This window comes from Paenibacillus sp. JNUCC-31 (assembly GCF_014844075.1).
Lineage (GTDB): Bacteria > Bacillota > Bacilli > Paenibacillales > Paenibacillaceae > Paenibacillus.
Genome location: NZ_CP062165.1, coordinates 5,891,480 through 5,907,529 on the forward strand (window position 1 = coordinate 5,891,480; position 16,050 = coordinate 5,907,529).

Annotated in this window: 18 protein-coding genes and 1 pseudogene; 15 read left to right on the forward strand and 4 right to left on the reverse strand. The window is 47.7% G+C overall.

All coding sequences use genetic code 11. The features are described from left to right. The first annotated feature begins 51 nt into the window (after nt 1-51). Together JNUCC31_RS26055 and JNUCC31_RS26060 are read left to right on the forward strand one after the other, a co-directional pair. The gene (locus JNUCC31_RS26055; protein WP_062322102.1) at nt 52-294 is read left to right on the forward strand and encodes a ferredoxin; all 243 of its coding nucleotides are present in this window, start codon (nt 52-54) and stop codon (nt 292-294) included. 165 nt (nt 295-459) lie between these two features. Next, nucleotides 460-1,899 (forward strand): L,D-transpeptidase family protein, encoded by a 1,440-nt coding sequence (locus tag JNUCC31_RS26060; protein WP_192265969.1) that lies wholly within the window; start codon nt 460-462, stop codon nt 1,897-1,899. 87 nt (nt 1,900-1,986) lie between these two features. Here the strand turns inward: JNUCC31_RS26060 and JNUCC31_RS26065 are convergent, their stop codons facing one another. Beyond that, on the reverse strand, nt 1,987-2,124 hold the full coding sequence (locus tag JNUCC31_RS26065; protein WP_162842436.1) for a hypothetical protein: 138 nt from the start codon (nt 2,122-2,124) through the stop codon (nt 1,987-1,989). Nucleotides 2,125-2,406: 282 nt separating this feature from the next. Here JNUCC31_RS26065 and JNUCC31_RS26070 point away from each other — a divergent pair, with 282 nt between their 5' ends. The 3 genes from JNUCC31_RS26070 (at nt 2,407) to JNUCC31_RS26080 (ending at nt 4,935) form a co-directional block, all read left to right on the forward strand. Further along, nucleotides 2,407-3,504, forward strand: coding sequence for a quinone-dependent dihydroorotate dehydrogenase (locus JNUCC31_RS26070; RefSeq protein WP_192265970.1), 1,098 nt, complete (start codon nt 2,407-2,409; stop codon nt 3,502-3,504). A gap of 134 nt (nt 3,505-3,638) precedes the next feature. Beyond that, nucleotides 3,639-4,454: a GTP diphosphokinase gene (gene yjbM, locus JNUCC31_RS26075; protein ID WP_192265972.1), complete on the forward strand. Its 816-nt coding sequence runs from the start codon at nt 3,639-3,641 to the stop codon at nt 4,452-4,454. Then, nucleotides 4,441-4,935, forward strand: coding sequence for a DUF309 domain-containing protein (locus tag JNUCC31_RS26080; protein WP_192265973.1), 495 nt, complete (start codon nt 4,441-4,443; stop codon nt 4,933-4,935). The genes yjbM and JNUCC31_RS26080 overlap by 14 nt, the downstream gene beginning before the upstream one ends. A 208-nt stretch (nt 4,936-5,143) precedes the next feature. Here the strand turns inward: JNUCC31_RS26080 and JNUCC31_RS26085 are convergent, their stop codons facing one another. Next, nucleotides 5,144-5,692: a thioredoxin family protein gene (locus JNUCC31_RS26085; RefSeq protein WP_192265975.1), complete on the reverse strand. Its 549-nt coding sequence runs from the start codon at nt 5,690-5,692 to the stop codon at nt 5,144-5,146. A gap of 220 nt (nt 5,693-5,912) precedes the next feature. Here JNUCC31_RS26085 and JNUCC31_RS26090 point away from each other — a divergent pair, with 220 nt between their 5' ends. The 5 genes from JNUCC31_RS26090 to JNUCC31_RS26110 all read left to right on the forward strand — a co-directional run bounded on the left by JNUCC31_RS26090 (nt 5,913) and on the right by JNUCC31_RS26110 (nt 11,377). Next, nucleotides 5,913-7,601, forward strand: coding sequence for an RsmB/NOP family class I SAM-dependent RNA methyltransferase (locus tag JNUCC31_RS26090; protein WP_192265976.1), 1,689 nt, complete (start codon nt 5,913-5,915; stop codon nt 7,599-7,601). Next, nucleotides 7,598-8,344, forward strand: coding sequence for a pseudouridine synthase (locus tag JNUCC31_RS26095; RefSeq protein ID WP_192265978.1), 747 nt, complete (start codon nt 7,598-7,600; stop codon nt 8,342-8,344). Before JNUCC31_RS26090 ends, JNUCC31_RS26095 begins: the two co-directional genes overlap by 4 nt. Before the next feature lie 421 nt (nt 8,345-8,765). After that, nucleotides 8,766-9,572: a Cof-type HAD-IIB family hydrolase gene (locus JNUCC31_RS26100; protein ID WP_192265980.1), complete on the forward strand. Its 807-nt coding sequence runs from the start codon at nt 8,766-8,768 to the stop codon at nt 9,570-9,572. 97 nt (nt 9,573-9,669) lie between these two features. After that, nucleotides 9,670-10,725 (forward strand): hypothetical protein, encoded by a 1,056-nt coding sequence (locus tag JNUCC31_RS26105; protein WP_192265981.1) that lies wholly within the window; start codon nt 9,670-9,672, stop codon nt 10,723-10,725. A 103-nt stretch (nt 10,726-10,828) separates the two neighbouring features. Continuing rightward, entirely contained in the window at nt 10,829-11,377 is a 549-nt protein-coding gene (locus JNUCC31_RS26110) for a GNAT family N-acetyltransferase (protein ID WP_192265983.1), read from the forward strand. Nucleotides 11,378-11,412: 35 nt separating this feature from the next. Here JNUCC31_RS26110 and JNUCC31_RS33565 read toward each other — a convergent pair whose 3' ends face one another. Further along, on the reverse strand, nt 11,413-11,619 hold the full coding sequence (locus tag JNUCC31_RS33565; protein ID WP_228469249.1) for a hypothetical protein: 207 nt from the start codon (nt 11,617-11,619) through the stop codon (nt 11,413-11,415). An 86-nt stretch (nt 11,620-11,705) separates the two neighbouring features. Here JNUCC31_RS33565 and JNUCC31_RS26115 point away from each other — a divergent pair, with 86 nt between their 5' ends. Further along, nucleotides 11,706-12,836, forward strand: a complete 1,131-nt coding sequence (locus tag JNUCC31_RS26115; RefSeq protein WP_192265985.1) for a glycosyltransferase family 4 protein — start codon at nt 11,706-11,708, stop codon at nt 12,834-12,836. A gap of 90 nt (nt 12,837-12,926) precedes the next feature. Here JNUCC31_RS26115 and JNUCC31_RS26120 read toward each other — a convergent pair whose 3' ends face one another. Next, nucleotides 12,927-13,985 (reverse strand): YkvI family membrane protein, encoded by a 1,059-nt coding sequence (locus JNUCC31_RS26120; protein ID WP_192265986.1) that lies wholly within the window; start codon nt 13,983-13,985, stop codon nt 12,927-12,929. 205 nt (nt 13,986-14,190) lie between these two features. Here JNUCC31_RS26120 and JNUCC31_RS26125 point away from each other — a divergent pair. The 4 genes and pseudogenes from JNUCC31_RS26125 (at nt 14,191) to JNUCC31_RS26140 (ending at nt 15,989) form a co-directional block, all read left to right on the forward strand. Continuing rightward, nucleotides 14,191-14,775: pseudogene (locus JNUCC31_RS26125) on the forward strand (xanthine phosphoribosyltransferase). Nucleotides 14,776-14,872: 97 nt separating this feature from the next. Further along, on the forward strand, nt 14,873-15,202 hold the full coding sequence (locus tag JNUCC31_RS26130; RefSeq protein ID WP_024629266.1) for a hypothetical protein: 330 nt from the start codon (nt 14,873-14,875) through the stop codon (nt 15,200-15,202). A gap of 121 nt (nt 15,203-15,323) precedes the next feature. Next, nucleotides 15,324-15,542, forward strand: coding sequence for a hypothetical protein (locus JNUCC31_RS26135; protein WP_192265988.1), 219 nt, complete (start codon nt 15,324-15,326; stop codon nt 15,540-15,542). 117 nt (nt 15,543-15,659) lie between these two features. Next, the gene (locus tag JNUCC31_RS26140) at nt 15,660-15,989 is read left to right on the forward strand and encodes a carboxymuconolactone decarboxylase family protein (protein WP_192265990.1); all 330 of its coding nucleotides are present in this window, start codon (nt 15,660-15,662) and stop codon (nt 15,987-15,989) included. The last annotated feature ends 61 nt before the right edge of the window (nt 15,990-16,050 follow it).

Consider the following 16,050-nt stretch of genomic DNA (forward strand, 5'->3'; position numbering starts at 1 on the left):
TCCTAGATAAAAATACTGTACGTTCTCGAATAATAGGAGGAGAGATTGGTAATGAGTAAATATACTTGGGTTGAAAAGGATACATGTATTGCGTGCGGAGCTTGCGGAGCTACGGCACCTGACATTTATGACTATGATGATGAAGGCTTGGCAGAAGTGATCTTCGATGGAGATGCCAACCAGGGGATCAAAGCAATTCCAGACGACTTGTTCGACGATATGCAGGATGCTTGCGACGGCTGCCCTACAGACTCCATTAAAGTAGCGGATGAACCTTTCAACAAAGAAGGCTAATTCCTTTTATATGAAAAGCACATTCTACTGTCATTGCGGCAGCGGGATGTGCTTTTTTGTCGAATGTTGTGGGATTGATCCGGGTACTCAAGTCCTATGGATTTCTTGTCTTCATTTGCCGATATATAGAGAAACGGAAAAAAAGGCGAAATGATGGAGGATCGGATGCAAAATACTCATCTAAGAACATATGTAAAGAAACATCCCGATAATAAAATGGCATGGTATTTGCTTGGTAAGGAGTATTTGGGTGAAGGACAGGAGGCCAAGGCGAACTATTGTTTTCAGCAGGCGGGTGAAGTCTACGAGGCTTTCGAGCGAAGCAAGGCACCGGCAGATATATGGGTAGATTATCAGGAAAAGCTAGTCGAGATGGCGGAGCAAAAGGAGAAAAAACACCGTGTTCGCAAAATGTGGCTGACCCTCTTGATGCTGCTTGTCCTTGCAGGGTTACCGCCTGCCGATGCCCCGGGTTTCAACCGCGATGCAGCGGATGCTCTGGCTTCGGCGTTGGAATCTACGGATGAAGCCACGGAGAACGGATCAGGAAATAGCGGGGGAGATTCGACTCCTGTTACGGATTCCAATGTGTTTACTGCGGGTGCATTTGGTAGAGGTGACCAGGGCGAAGCGGCACTTGCAGCAGCGTGGTCTGGCTCGGGTTCGAACGTGCAGACATCGGCAGTGCTCGGAATGCAAGTCGCGGGTAACTGGTCATTATGGAAGCGTAATATGCCTGTAAAATACATCGTTCAGACAAACCACAGTGGTAAATTAACTGCACAGAGTTATGATTCCAAGCAGTGTAACTGTAAGCCACCGGAGGTATCACCGAAAATCAAGCGCCTCGCACAAGCGTGGACAGCCAAACAGGAATCTGCGGCAGCTCTGTCGAGTGCAATCATTACATATAAAAAACAAAAAGGAACCTGGCCCAAAAGCGTAGCGCAGCTTGCACAGCCGTTTCCAAACAATATTCTGGGAGAGACTGCTCCAGGCATGACCCAGATGTTTCCGACACTATTAGCGATGCATCAACAAGAGGGGACGGGAAAAGGGGGAAATACAACTGTTGGAACAACAGGTGTGAATTCAGACCTGCCGTCAGGAAAAAATGCTGCGTTTATGGATACTTTAGGCGGACAGCCTTTTTTGGAAGATCGGCTTGAGATTATCGTCGACAAGAGCGAACATAAACTTGCGCTGGTTAGTGGCAACACCATTATTCGGAATTACGAGGTGGGGCTTGGTGGAGATCGTACTCCAGAGGGCTCATTTGTGATTTCAGACAAGGTTGTGAATCCAAATGGTCGTTCCAATGGCGAGTTTGGGAGTAGAGGGATGCAGCTCTCTGATACGAACTATGCCATCCATGGGACCAACGAGCCGAACAGTATTGGGCTGGATGAATCCCTTGGATGTGTGAGAATGAGTACTGAAGATGTGGAAGAACTGTTTGCTCTCGCTCCTCAGGGAACTCCGGTACGCATCGGTAAAGATCTGCTGCCAGAAACAACGCTTGTTCCAGAAGCGAAGGATCGCTACCGGAATACACTTGTTCCCAAGCAAAATAATCCGAATAAAACGTATCACTGGTTGAATTAGACGGAAAAAAAGTGATCCGGGCCAAAGAAACGTTAAAATCTCATGCTGGGTGTGGGTATGTAGATGCAGGGCAGTAGGTTGGACTCTTTACAGATTGGCGATAATAATAAGTGCGCCAATAATAATAATCAGTCCACCAACACTGGCTGCCGTCCATATAATGGCTTTCCGATTGACCTCATCTTTCTTTTGCTGCAATGTAGGTGGTTTGCGTTTGGGAGCCATGGGCTGTTCCTCCTTCGGGAAATAGGGCTAATATCGAAGTAGCCATGCTCCCATTGTAAAGAATTCAACTCGTCATTTCCAGTAGGCGGGTTGATTTCTTGTGAGCATTTTGCATCATTCGATTTTTGTTGCTTGTAGGGGTATGCAAAATGCTTCTGTCTATGCTCAAACTACTTTCCTTTTGAAGAAGAAACGGATAGACTTGTGTATAGAGTGTTTTTTTACATATGAAAAGACGGAAAGCAGTTTTTTAGCGTACCGGAACAGAACGGAGTGATTGATTTGTTATACAGAAGTCTTGCTAAACCCTTATTGTTCAAAATGGACCCTGAGCAGGCCCATCATTTAATTATCGGCGGCTTAAGCGGAATGGGGAGCATCCGCCCGGTTCCTTCCGGGTTACGTGTCATGTATGGCGTGCGTGAAACCTCCGATCTGGCTGTGGACATGTTTGGATGCCACTTTCCTACTCCTGTAGGACTTGCTGCCGGTTTGGACAAAAACGGACAGGCTGTAACGGGCTTTTCTTCCATCGGGTTTGGCTTTATGGAAGTGGGCACAGTCACACCGCTTGCACAGCCAGGCAACGACCAGCCGCGGTTATTTCGTTTGCCTCCCGATGAGGCTTTGGTGAATCGGATGGGCTTCAATAACCTCGGAGCCGAAGCGATGGCGGGTGAATTGGCAAGCCTCAAGGAGCGCCGAATTCCAGTGGCAGTGAATATAGGTAAGAACAAGGCGACACCGAATGAAGAAGCGCATTTGGATTATGCAAAATGTATTCGGGCCCTATATGATTATGCGGACCTGTTCGTGGTGAATATCAGTTCACCAAATACACCGGATTTGCGTAATCTGCAACATGGGAATGAATTAAAGGAGTTGCTTGCTGCTGTCATGAATGAGATGGAGACGCAGCGTAAAAGAGCGGGTGGCCCAGTTAAATCGGTATTGGTCAAAATTGCACCGGATGTCAACGATCAAGAGCTTGAATATATGGTAAGTACCATCGCGGATAGTGGTGTTGCCGGCATCATCGCAACCAACACAACGATTAGCCGTGAGGGTCTGTCCCATCAACATGCCAAGGAAACGGGGGGACTAAGTGGCAAGCCGCTGCGTGACCGTTCCACGGAGATCATTCGCCAAATCTATCGTCATACTGAAGGCAAACTGCCGATCATCGGTTCAGGTGGTATTTTCACAAGCGAAGATGCCTACGAAAAGATTAAAGCGGGAGCAAGCCTGGTGGAAATATATACAGCATTGATCTATGAAGGTCCTGAAGTGAACCGACGCATTCATGCCGGACTGCGTGAATTGCTGCGCAAAGACGGTTACAGCCATATTACGGAAGCTGTCGGTGCAGAGCATCGTTAAGCATGGTTTCAGAGTTACCCGGATTGAAAATAGAAGCGTGGAAGAGGGTAATATCGCACGGGACTCTTCCCCCCGTCTAACATCATGTATAATGGATAGGAACAGGGGAAGCTATAGAGACAGGAGGCATGAGCATGGACGGTAGAGACTGGGGTACATTTTTACTTCCTTATGAACAAGCGGTAGAGGAATTGAAAGTCAAGTTTAAAACGATGCGGGCGGAGCTTAAGAAAAGGGAAGAATACGCCCCGATCGAGTTCGTTACCGGTCGTGTCAAAAAAATATCCAGTATTCTGGAGAAATCCAGACGCCTGAATGTGCCGCTTGATCAGGTAGAAACGGGTATTGAGGATATTGCAGGTATCCGCATTATGTGCCAGTTTGTGGATGACATTCGTCGGGTAGCCGAGTATATACGTGGGCGCAAGGATTTGACGGTATTAATCGAGAAGGATTATATCACCAACTTCAAAGAGAGCGGCTACCGCAGTTTTCATATGATTATTGAGTATCCTGTTCAGACGGCACTTGGACAGAAGAACGTGCTGGCCGAGATACAGATTCGGACGCTGGCGATGAACTTCTGGGCCACAATTGAGCACTCCCTGAGTTACAAGTTCCGGGAGAGTCTGCCGGATGACATGCGGGCAAGATTGAAAAAAACGGCAGAGGCCGCTTTTGTACTCGATAATGAGATGTCGGCGATCCGTCTGCAGATTCTGGAGGCACAGAAGGCCTTTGAGGATGATTCCAACATTGTGTCAAGAACACTGAACATCATACATCAGTTGTATTTCTATCATCTTGTGAACGAAGCGATTGAAGCACAGAAACGTTTCAATGATTGCTGGGAGCGTCATGATATGGAAGGCCTGAAAGACCTGCTGGATGATGTGAAAGCACTTCTGAATGCAGCCAGAAAGGGCGAAAACCCGGATGAGCCGCTATGAGCCGCTGTATATTGACTATCTGATCTATTTTAATCGCGATCAGGACTATTTTGAGTGCCATGAGGTTTTGGAAGAACTATGGCTTGAGCGGGATCGGGATTCGATGTACAAAGGGCTATTGCAGATTGCAGTGGGGCTTTACCATTTCAGAAATGCTAATCTTCGCGGAGGACGCATGATGTTACAGAGTTCGGTAGATCTGTTAAAGTCATATCCGGAAACTTCGCGAGGTATTGCTCTAAGACCGTTAGTGCAAGAAGTACAGGAGTTGGTTCATGGACTTTCGGGTCCTGAGCCACAGAAATTTCCTTACAGAGACCTGTACATTCGGATTGAGGATGAGGAACTGGTACAGAAGGTTCGAGAACGAGCTCTTGAACTGAAGCCCAATATTCCCCAACGTCGAAGTCCTACACGTGGACGAATCTATGAAGAGAAGATGAAGGCGTTACAGCAGGAACAGAACATGCAGAGCGAGTAAGCATATAATGGAAAGTCATCATCCACTTCATCATTAACATATGTCAGACATATAATCTATAAAAAAACACCCCGACTGTTCCTATAGAGGAGCGTCGGGGTGTTCGATATTAAATGACATCAATACGTTTTGGAATGATTCCAGAGCTTGTCCATGAAAGGGCAATATGATTCCTGAGGGTCCATCACATCCACGATGGGGTAAACGATTAGCTTGCCGACGGAGTAGTACTGCCTTTATATTTCTCGAAAAATTGCTTGTAGTCATCCAGTGTATAACCGTTGTCACTGCCATTTTCCTGCAACCCGCCAACCATGCGATCTTTCTCTACACCATCCTGATAGTATACCAGAGTCGGTGTGTATTCAATGTTATAGTCTGACCAACCGGAATCAAATTCGCGCAGATTGAACTGAGGCAGTTGAATGCCTTCCTCATCGACCAGCGGCATTAGCTGAGGTGTTGTTGCACGGCAGTGTGAGCAATCGGAGGCAAAGAAATATACAAAGAAGCTGTCTTTGTTATCAATTCTGGCTTTTAGATCATCAGGCAAAATAATTTGTTGGTAGTTCGGATCGTCCAGCAATTCGCGTGTTGCGGGATTAAGTTTGGAAGCGGCGATGCCATAAGCATTCCCCACGGCGTCCATTTGTTTCTTGGATTGCTGATTCACCAGGACAAGTGCTGCAATCAATACAACGAAAATACCCAGGAAAATAAGGATTGCAGCGCTTTTCTTTTTCTTCTTGGATTTCATTAAGACATCCCCCATCGATCATATCGAAATATAGTTTGGCAAAAACACAGGATGGGATAATATGCATAAACACCCGTATTTTTGCACATCCATCAATCTACTTGCCATTATACTACATTACACGCTGTAGTGGAATATGTATGAATCAATAGGAAAGCCATGCCTGGATATGATAACATAGAGCAAGTTGCAATTTTAACAAGACAGGATGAGTGCGATTATGGCTGTACAGCTGCCTTCGATATTTGCCGAGCGAATGAAAAGCTTGTTAGGCGATGAGTTTGAACCATTTATGAAATCTTATGAACAGTCTCCACATGCGGGACTGAGAGTGAATACGTTAAAAATATCAATGGAACAATTCGAAGAAATTGCTCCATTCGATATGAGACCCATTCCGTGGTGCGGAACGGGTTTTTATGTGCCTCACGGAGTTAAGCCGGGTTTACATCCTTATTATCATGCGGGTTTGTATTATATTCAGGAGCCAAGTGCCATGGCCCCGGTTGAATTATTGGATGTACAGCCCGGGGAACGTGTGCTTGATTTGTGCGCAGCTCCTGGCGGGAAAACAACCCAGATCGCGGCCAAGCTTCAGGGAAAAGGTGTACTCGTTACGAATGATATCCATGCGGAACGAACGAAAGCCCTCGCCAAAAACGTGGAATTGTATGGGGTACGCAATGCTGTTGTATTGAATGAATCCCCGGAACGGATTGCGAACGCATTTCCTCATTATTTTGATAAAGTGTTAATCGATGCGCCTTGCTCTGGGGAGGGCATGTTCCGCAAAGATGTGGACATGGTGAAATCCTGGGAACATCATTCTGTTGAAAAATGTGTGCTCATGCAGCGCGATATTCTGGAGACTGCCGCCAGGTTACTGGCTCCTGGGGGAACAATTGTATATTCCACATGTACGTTTGCACCGGAGGAAAATGAAGCGATGATCGCGGAATTTCTGAACATCAATCCAGAATTCATAGTAAAAGACATCCCGGAAAGTGCCGGATTTGCCCCAGGGAGACCCGAATGGGTCCGTCAGATGCTGCCCGAGACCGTACGGAAGACAGAATCCGTTCTGGACCAGACTCGTGGAACGGCAAGGTTGTGGCCTCACCTGTTGGAGGGAGAGGGGCATTATGTTGCTATATTGAAGCATCGTGCTGAATCTCTCAGTGAAGATAACGGGGGTCAAGAAGAAAGCAGGGCGTTACAGACTGGACAGGCAGCAGATGGGGACGTTATCAATTCGATTGAATCGGTAGATCAATCCATCCGTGTATCTGCATCAATCAGTAAAGAAGAGCGTAAAAGGGAACGTCTCATGAGAACCGAATCCAGAGAACGTAATGACAGACATGCCCGCAGTGGTAAGGCACAGGGAAAACAGGGCAAAGAAAACGAACGTGGTGGCCGCAAAAACGGACGGAGTCAGGCACGAGGAGCCGATCAATCAAGTTTCGATCCAGGAGCAGTGTACACGTCATTTTTACGAGATAATCTGGAGATGGATACTGCTGGAGAAACGGTCTTTTACGGCGATCGGGTGTATCAATCTTCTGTGGGTGCTGTCCGCCTGGAAGGGCTTAAGGTGATACGTCCAGGGTGGTTTATGGGTACCTTGAAAAATGGACGATTTGTCCCATCTCACCCGCTGGCATGCGCTTTGAATGCAGCGGAGGCTCTGCGATCCGTAAATCTGTCTTCGACTGACGGCGAAGCGGTGAGGTATCTCAAAGGCGAGACGTTGAACATCGAAGAAGCACGTGTTAAACGCAACACGGGTACAGCCGCCAAAGGCTATGTCCTGGTATGTGTGGATGGTTTCGCTGTGGGCTGGGGGAAATGGCTGGATGGTGTACTGAAGAATGAATATCCGGCAGGCTGGAGGTGGACATCGGTATGAGTGGAAAAGGCAAGTCAACGCTCCGTCTGGATAAAATATTGAGCCATATGGGTGTAGGATCACGAAGTGAACTCAAAAAGATGGTGAAGCAGGGCAGAATTTATGTGGATGGGAAGCCGGTAAAAGATAGCGGCGTGCAGGTCAATCCTGATGTAAACGTAATTGAAGCGGACGGTGAGCGGGTTGTTTATCGGGAGATGATCTACCTGATGCTGCATAAACCGCCTGGCGTGGTGTCCGCAACTGAAGATAACCGGGATAAAACGGTGATTGATCTGCTGCGCAAAGAGGATCGTGTCTTCAATCCGTTCCCTGTGGGACGACTTGATAAGGATACGGAGGGCTTGCTTATTCTAACCAATGACGGTCCACTTGCTCATGATCTGTTATCTCCGCGTAAACATGTGCCCAAGACATATGAAGCCCGTGTACTGGGGAATGTTGATGAGGAAGATATTGAACGATTCAAAGACGGCATTCAGCTGGATGATGGGTATGAGACATTGCCTGCGGAGCTGACTGTACTTCATCGTGAGGAGACCGAAGAGGGCGTGTTCTCTTCCATTTCACTAATCATTCATGAGGGCAAGTTCCACCAGGTAAAAAGAATGTTCCAGGCCGTTGGCAAACGTGTGGTTTATTTGAAACGTGTAGCCATGGGTGAACTGAAGCTGGATGCCAATCTGGATATTGGCAGCTATCGCGAGTTAACCGCAGACGAGTTAAATCTTCTGCGGAAATAACAGCTCCCGCCCTTCGCGAAGCGGAGCAGGGAGCCGGGCAGTGGGCAAAGCCCTGCCCTCCGCGCCAGAGGCGCACCAGCTCCCGTCCTTCGCGAAGCGGAGCAGGGAGCTCGGGCAGTGGGCAAAGCCCTGCCCTCGGCGCCAGAGGCGCACCAGCTCCCGTCCTTCGCGAAGCGGAGCAGGGAGCCGGGCAGGGGGCGAAGCCCTGCCCGCAAGGGTCCCGCTTAAGCTTGGGCGGGACCGCCGCTGTCAAGCGGAGGACCTGGCAACCAAGCGCTCCCACACCGACCGTCACATAGTAAGATCCCACCAGCCGCCGGTTAACGAGGCGGGAGTCCAGAGGGCAGAGCCCTCTGGGGCCCTCCCTCGGAAGGGAGGGTTTGGGTGGGTGCGACTCTTTTACAGATAAGGAATGAAGACAATGACAATCAAATTAATCGCACTGGATGTAGATGGAACGTTGCTTAATGATCATCATGAACTAACCGAAATGACGCAAGAGACTTTAATACGTGCTTCCCGGCAGGGAGCAGAGATTGTCCTGTGTTCAGGCAGAGGCCCGGCGAATACAATTCCGTTTATGGAGCAGATGGGACTTGACGGATATGTCATTACACATAATGGGGCAGTAACTGCACAGGTGCAGACTCGTGAAGTAGTACACCATTTTGCGATGGATGGACAAGGACTTGAGCCTTTCATTTCTTACTGCCGCACGCAGGGCGTGCATTTCGATATTAACACGGCGTTTGGCCTCTATGTGGATCAGCCGGAAGGCTTGGAGCTGCAGGTGCGCGAGATGTATCAGAACTTTATGGCAGAGCCGCTGAAGCTCCCGCAATGGGCGGATATGACAGAGCCGCTTGCCAAATTCACGGCGTTTGGACCCATCGAGCAGATGAATGCGGTGCAACAGGAGTGGTCAACCTGGAACCTGCCTTATTATATGACGCGCAGCGGTGACTTTTTCATTGATCTGATGCACCCCGAGGCTTCCAAAGGTGCAGCGCTAAAAAGACTGGCTGAGGCAAAGGGAATCCTTCCTTCCGAGATTATGGCAGTGGGTAATTACTACAATGATATCACCATGTTAACTTTTGCAGGTAAAGGGGTAGCCATGGACAATTCCCCGGAGGAAGTCAAAGCAGCTGCGGATGAAGTTACGCTTTCGAACAATGAACAGGGTGTGGCACATGCTATTCAAAAATATGTGTTATCCGTCCAATGATAGCATTCTTGAATCTGAAAAGATGTTGTACCTTATAAACTCTCGCTTTCAAGGGTAACCTAACAGAATAACGTTAGGAACTGAGGGGGACAGGTACATGAAACTGAAAATAGAGCTGATTCCTGATCTTCGTACATCAGGTGGCGAAGTGCAGGATATTATGGTGGATGGTCAATATGCGGGTTCGCTCCTGCTTGTGTTCAGGGAAGGGGATCGGGTGTCCGGTAGTCTTCAAATGGAACAAGATTCGCTATCTGACGAGACAGAACATGTGATTGTAGAGCAGGTACACCAATATATTCGCTCTCTCGCGGATGCGGTAAGCGCTGCAGAATATGAGGTGCTTGTAAGCTGCGGTACATTATATTCTGTGTTACAGAAGCCAGATTCCCACACAGATGGACTAAATGAGTCGTCGCATTCCGAAGGCTTGTATTACAACGATCGAGAAAATGATCGGTTTAAGTCAAGTGAAGTACATGTGTTACCCGGTTCACAAGCCGAATCATTTACATATGAAGACCCGGGACATATGTTGGAGATGGAGATGGTAAGTGCCGGACGAAGCATATCCACCTATCTATTCAATGACGCTAGTGGACAAGAGCTCGCCGAAGCATCTTTGAAACAATATGGTGCTGATGTGCAGGGCGAGATACACTGGTACGATGAACCTTCGGAGAGTTATCAGGATGCAGCAGCAGAACTGCTGATCCGGGAACTGGATGAAGAAACTATCGATACAATTACGATTCGCATGTGGCATCAAGGGTATGAGCTGGACTCCGTGGAATGGGTGCACCGGGATTTTGCAGATGACTTTGAGGTGCAGGATGAAGGAGATCTCGATGAGATTGAAGCAGCTGAAGAAGCTTGTTATGTGATGTTAGCACGCAAAGATCGGGAGTTCCGGGTATATGAACTGTTTCTTCAGGAACGCGGAGGGTTACCTGTCGGTACGGCAACAATTGACACCTCTCATGCGGATTTATCAGGCTATATGGAGTATCAGTTCCCTGGTACAAGCGCTCAGCGGAAGAGTCTGGTGGAAGTTCTGATGCGCGAGCTTGACAAAGAGCTTGAATTTGATACTTTACATCTTACGATGTTATATCGAAATGAAATTATTGATGAAGCGAAGATTGATGGGTAAGAGGCAGCAGCCTCTTGCCTTTTTTGTTTACGTTTTGACGAAAAAGTCATTTCCCGGTATAGTACCATTAGTTTAAGAGAGACCTGGGAAGTGGAGGAGAATTATGAAGCATTCATTCAGGATCCGTACCGATTACATTAATGATGAATTTAAAGCAGTACAGGCTCGGCCGGAAGACACGGAAGAGGTAAGATCTCTGCTCATGGAAACCGCCGAATGGCTGCGGAGTCAAGGGTCTTCCCAATGGAACGCATTGTTAAAAGGTGAGGATTCCCATAATACGGCAGAGGCAATTCTGCGTGGAGACGTATTTGTATTTAAGAAGAGTTCTGACATAGCTGGCATGGTCATTTTGATGAGTCAGCCCAGCGCGTGGGATGCACATCTGTGGGGAAGCAAAGCGCATCCCGGGGATGGTGCACTTTATTTGCACCGATTAGCGATTCGCAGGAAGTATGCTCAAGGTGGATTGGGACGTGCGATTTTGCAATGGTCCAGCAGCGGCATCCAATTCGAGGATAAACACATCGTTCGATTGGATTGTGGAGCAGACAATGCCACATTGAATGCTTTTTACGCCCGCAATGGCTATACCTTCGTCGCGGAGGTAGGCGGATTCAGTACATATGAAAAAGCAGTCAACCCTGGTTAGCTGGTTAATGATTGTTCCCGCTTCTTAGTCAAGCTTCACTCGAATATGCTGTATATACGACTTAAGGATTGCAGGCTGCAAGCTTCAATCTCTGAGCGGTGTAATGTCCAAGCTGCCATACTAGATACCTGCGTTTGTTGACCTACGATTGAACCCAGAAAAAAGATAAACGCATAGTCAAAAAGGGAGTCGGGAAAATGATCAGGCGGATGGGTCACCTCCAACGAATTATAGATGTTCAAGCCTCCATATGTCATAATATATAGGAGAGACTTATCTTCATTGAAGATGTACTGAAAGACTTATGCAAGAAAGGGGGAAACTAACGGTGAGATTGCTGCAGGCGCTTTTCTTTCCTCCGGAGCAGCCCGGAGGTGTATCCTCTATGATTCCTTATATGCAAGAGAGGTTTACAACCCCGAGGTGGGAGATGGATCTGTTCTCGTTGCCGAAGCGAATTCGTAACAAGGGCAGAGAAGATATCCAGTTCGAGACGTTCGATTGGACACAGTATCAGGACAGTCCTGTCGTGCAAAAATATATGCAAACCTACCGGGATTATTTGTGGTGGACCAAGCTGCGTATTCAGAAGCCTTACGATCTGATTCATGCCCATCACCCTATAGCCGGACTCGCGATGAAGAACGTTTTCCCGGATGTTCCCCTCATTCAAACGATCCACTCCAGTTATGAGCGAGAGCTGATTCTGAATGGACGCATTGAGCCGGACGGACCGGAGCATCAATTCCTGTTAGCCATCTATGGTGAACTGGAGCATCAGGCAGAGCGTCTGTTGACCGTGTCGGATTCTTTCCGTCGTTATCTGGTACCTTATGTGCAGCATCCCGATGTCATCGGTGTAATACCGAATGGATTTGATGAGAAACGGTTTAAGCCGATTCCTCATGACAATGCTATTCCACAACTGGTCACTGTATGTCGGCTAGTTCCGGCGAAAGGGCTGGATATTCTGTTCAAAGCCTGTGCCGAGCTGAAAGCTCGGGGACATGATTACGTGCTTCATATTATCGGAGATGGACCGATACGTCCAGATTTGGAAGAGTTGGCCCAGCGGCTGGGCATTTATAATGAAACTATTTTTTACGGATACACGCTTCACCCTGAGGAATTCATGCCTTTCTTTGATATCTTCGTTCTTCCTTCGCGGGCAGAGGCGTTTGGGTCTGTTTTTGCTGAAGCGGCTCTTAGCTGTCTCGCCCTTGTAGGTACAGATGTTGGCGGTATCCCTGAGCAGATCGAGAATGGCAGTAATGGCTTGCTGGTACCCTCAGAAGATCCGTTTGCATTGGCAGAAGCGCTGGAGAAGGTTATGCTTGACCCGGCGTACCGTTATGAGCTGGCCCGCTCAGCATGTGAGAAGGCCAAGACTCATTATTCTTTGGGCAGATCGGTCAATGAACTTAAAAAAATATATTTGCAATTTCCGAGCCAGGGCTAAGCGCTGGGGGGAAAGAAAGAAGCCGCTGTGCGAACAGCGGCTTTTGATATATTTAGGAAAATTTCCTTCCGTATCATCAGGATGTGTTATTTACAGATTTTTGTTGCGTCCGCGAAAGCTCCCCCATCGATCCATTATCAATTTTGCCCCCCAGATCAGTGCCAAACTTCCGAAAATGGGGTAAAGGATAGAGAGCAGGGAACTGAAACCAAACTGGCTGAGCGAATAACATAACAGCATGATGGCCAGTGTGATTATTTTGGGATGTACTTCGATATGCTGTCTGAGTTGGAGGGTCATTCCATAAATGTCGGCTACAAACGTACTGAAGATTTCCATGAAAATCAGAGATACATACACAGATTGCACTACCCATCCAAGCTGAAAGGCAATACTGCCCATTGGAATCTCAAACTGAATGATACCAGGCATCTGTGCCGACATGGCGAAGTGGGCGGCCATCAGCATGAATCCTACCCCTATCCCGCCCAGAACACCGCCCCATTTCAGAACCTTCCGGCTGCGAATCTGATTCCCTACCGGAACGAGTACGGCCTGGGCAAGTGCCAGGTTGAATGAACTATACAACAGGGGAGATAACCAGACCTGGATTGGATGACTGTCAGTGGTTAACGTAATAAATCGGTCTGCGCCGGGATGATGTATGGTGCTTGTAATCATAAGCAGGGAGAGCAGCAGCATCATCGGTACCACGATGCTGTTCATTTGCAGAATGGCCTGGATACCCCGTCCAAGCAGCAGATATGTACCGATAAGCGTCACAATCAGACCGGTCTGGTAATGCATACCCAGATGTTCTACAAAGACAGAACCGGCTCCAGCCAGCATGACACTGTTTACTCCAATGAGAATCAGGAGGGTAACCCACGTAATCCATTTTCCTGCTTTCTGACCGAACAAATGCTTGTTGAGATCTTCATAAGAACGTGAGCCTGTATCGTGAGCAATCAGCATCATTTTCGTACCTAACCAGACAAATAGCATGGTGGATAAGCCGATGGTCATGGTGGCCCATTTGCCATACTGGGTAAAAAACTGCAATATCTCCTGACCTGTAGCGAAGCCGGCCCCTACGACCGTTCCAATGTATGTAAATGCGATCTGCAGCACCCGAAATGCCTGTTTCATGCGCTTCCCCTCTCAGGCCCCTGAATAGTTTGGACATGCGGGTGCCATGGTACAAGGTATGCTTGACCCATCAAAGTCATGACAATCGATGTGCATCTTTGGGGTCATTTGCATGCTCCGGACAAGGGGATAGTCAATTTCGCTTGAACTGATAGCCAGATATATGATACTTTTACGTCATAGGATAGGCTTGGGAGGTCAAATAATGGAAGTATTGAAACAACGAATTTTACAAGAAGGTGTAGTCATCTCGGATCAGGTGCTTAAGCTGGATGGTCTGCTAAATCATCAGATTGATCCTGAATTGACAATGGAGATGGGGCGTGAGTTTGCTGCTCGTTTCCGAGAAAGTGGTGTAACCCGGGTCCTTACAGTGGAGTCTTCCGGGATTCCGGTCGCCTTTGCTGCTGCCTATGAGCTGGGTGTTCCGCTGGTATTTGCCCGTCGCAAAAAAACACTTTTCTAGGCTGACCCCGACGCCTACTGTGAAAGAGTACCTTCCTTTACTAAAGGAATCGTAACGGATATCATGGTATCCCGCGAATACATTCATGAGAATGACCGTATTTTGTTCATTGACGATATCATTGCCAATGGAGATGCCGCTCGTGGTGTCATCAAAATTATTGAACGTTCGGGTGCGGAACTGGTTGGATTCGGTGTCGTGGTCGAGAAATGTTTTCAGGCCGGAGCACGTACCATTCGAGAACAGGGCATCCCGGTTGAAGCGTTGGTACGCATTCGTTCACTGAATGACGGTACCGTGCAATTTGATGATAATGAAATGTGACATTTTAAAGGAATAGGGCCTAATTTTTGAACAATGCCTTTGCATGACCGCCGATTTCATTTATAATGGGGTTATGTTAGGGAGAGGAGGCAACACCATGGGGAACCAACCGGCAACAGAACAATTTTTTATTGATAAGCTGGCGGAATCGAAAGTTCATTTTGAACGTGCCCTGGATTGTAAACATACGGAATTCGATGACCTTTATCCCTATATGATTGAACATCCTCAATTTTTCTGGTACAAACGCTACGTTGCCTGGTCAGAATTGCTGACGATTGTAGGCTTGTGCGAAGAGTTGTCCTTCTCTTGGAAAGAACAATTTACACCGCATCAAGTGGAGTACCTTGAAGAACGTGTGATGTCCGCCAAAGTGCTTGATTTTTGGTTTGAGAAGAACGACAGCAAAGAGCACGCGCAGCGGTAACTTTCAGTCGGGACATACTTTCGAATGACATGACAGTCCAATACAGTCACGTGAGACCTAAATGACTTTTCATTTAGGTCTCTTTTTGTAAATAATTTTTTGGAAAGTAGGCGCCGGGAATATGATCAGTGATGAAGAATTGGATGCACTGCGTTTATCGGGTGAAAAAGTAAGAGTGGTACGAGACGAGATTCAGTCGAATGATGTGACGGGCATTGTCGTAGCCTGGGACGGGGAGCAGGTGCTCATTCGCCGTCAGAATCGTCGTGTGGTCAAACTCGACCGGAATTATCGGTATCAATTATTCAGCGAACCACGCAAGAGCCTGCTCGAAGAATAGGACATGCCTTTTTAGGTTCATTTACCATGGATGATTTGGCATAATTGCACCTCTCGGGAGAGAAGATAGGTACAGTGAGAGCTTGTAACATATCAGCCGAGAGGATGTGCGGTAACCTTGACACTAATGAATGATAAGGTTCATGCCTATAAGGACCAGATTGGAGAATTAAGCGACGTGCTGCCTTCCGTGGTGAAGTCTTATCATGAGTTCACAGGAGAATGCTTTCAGGCAGGAGCGATGGATGCCAAGACCAAACAGCTGATTGCACTGGGCATCGGATTGTTCGCCAACAATGAGGTGTGTACGTTTTACCATGCGGAAGAGGCCCGTGCCAAAGGAGCGACCGACCAGGAGATTATGGAGACGGTTGCTGTAGCTGGAGCCGTAGGCGGCGGTCATGCGCTGTCACAGGGTGCGATGAGAGTCCAGAAGGCCTTGCATTAAAAAAGATGTATTGCAGCCTGATTATAACATCATGCCTATGCATTTGTAGAAAATCAATGTA

What these genes read in the sequence shown, in the direction of transcription:
- JNUCC31_RS26055 (WP_062322102.1), top strand. Translation starts at nt 52, where the DNA reads ATGAGTAAATATACTTGGGTTGAAAAGGATACATGTATTGCGTGCGGA.
- JNUCC31_RS26060 (WP_192265969.1), top strand. Translation starts at nt 460, where the DNA reads ATGCAAAATACTCATCTAAGAACATATGTAAAGAAACATCCCGATAAT.
- JNUCC31_RS26065 (WP_162842436.1), bottom strand. Translation starts at nt 2,124, where the DNA reads ATGGCTCCCAAACGCAAACCACCTACATTGCAGCAAAAGAAAGATGAG.
- yjbM (WP_192265972.1), top strand. Translation starts at nt 3,639, where the DNA reads ATGGACGGTAGAGACTGGGGTACATTTTTACTTCCTTATGAACAAGCG.
- JNUCC31_RS26080 (WP_192265973.1), top strand. Translation starts at nt 4,441, where the DNA reads ATGAGCCGCTATGAGCCGCTGTATATTGACTATCTGATCTATTTTAAT.
- JNUCC31_RS26085 (WP_192265975.1), bottom strand. Translation starts at nt 5,692, where the DNA reads ATGAAATCCAAGAAGAAAAAGAAAAGCGCTGCAATCCTTATTTTCCTG.
- JNUCC31_RS26090 (WP_192265976.1), top strand. Translation starts at nt 5,913, where the DNA reads ATGGCTGTACAGCTGCCTTCGATATTTGCCGAGCGAATGAAAAGCTTG.
- JNUCC31_RS26095 (WP_192265978.1), top strand. Translation starts at nt 7,598, where the DNA reads ATGAGTGGAAAAGGCAAGTCAACGCTCCGTCTGGATAAAATATTGAGC.
- JNUCC31_RS26100 (WP_192265980.1), top strand. Translation starts at nt 8,766, where the DNA reads ATGACAATCAAATTAATCGCACTGGATGTAGATGGAACGTTGCTTAAT.
- JNUCC31_RS26105 (WP_192265981.1), top strand. Translation starts at nt 9,670, where the DNA reads ATGAAACTGAAAATAGAGCTGATTCCTGATCTTCGTACATCAGGTGGC.
- JNUCC31_RS26110 (WP_192265983.1), top strand. Translation starts at nt 10,829, where the DNA reads ATGAAGCATTCATTCAGGATCCGTACCGATTACATTAATGATGAATTT.
- JNUCC31_RS26120 (WP_192265986.1), bottom strand. Translation starts at nt 13,985, where the DNA reads ATGAAACAGGCATTTCGGGTGCTGCAGATCGCATTTACATACATTGGA.
- JNUCC31_RS26130 (WP_024629266.1), top strand. Translation starts at nt 14,873, where the DNA reads ATGGGGAACCAACCGGCAACAGAACAATTTTTTATTGATAAGCTGGCG.
- JNUCC31_RS26135 (WP_192265988.1), top strand. Translation starts at nt 15,324, where the DNA reads ATGATCAGTGATGAAGAATTGGATGCACTGCGTTTATCGGGTGAAAAA.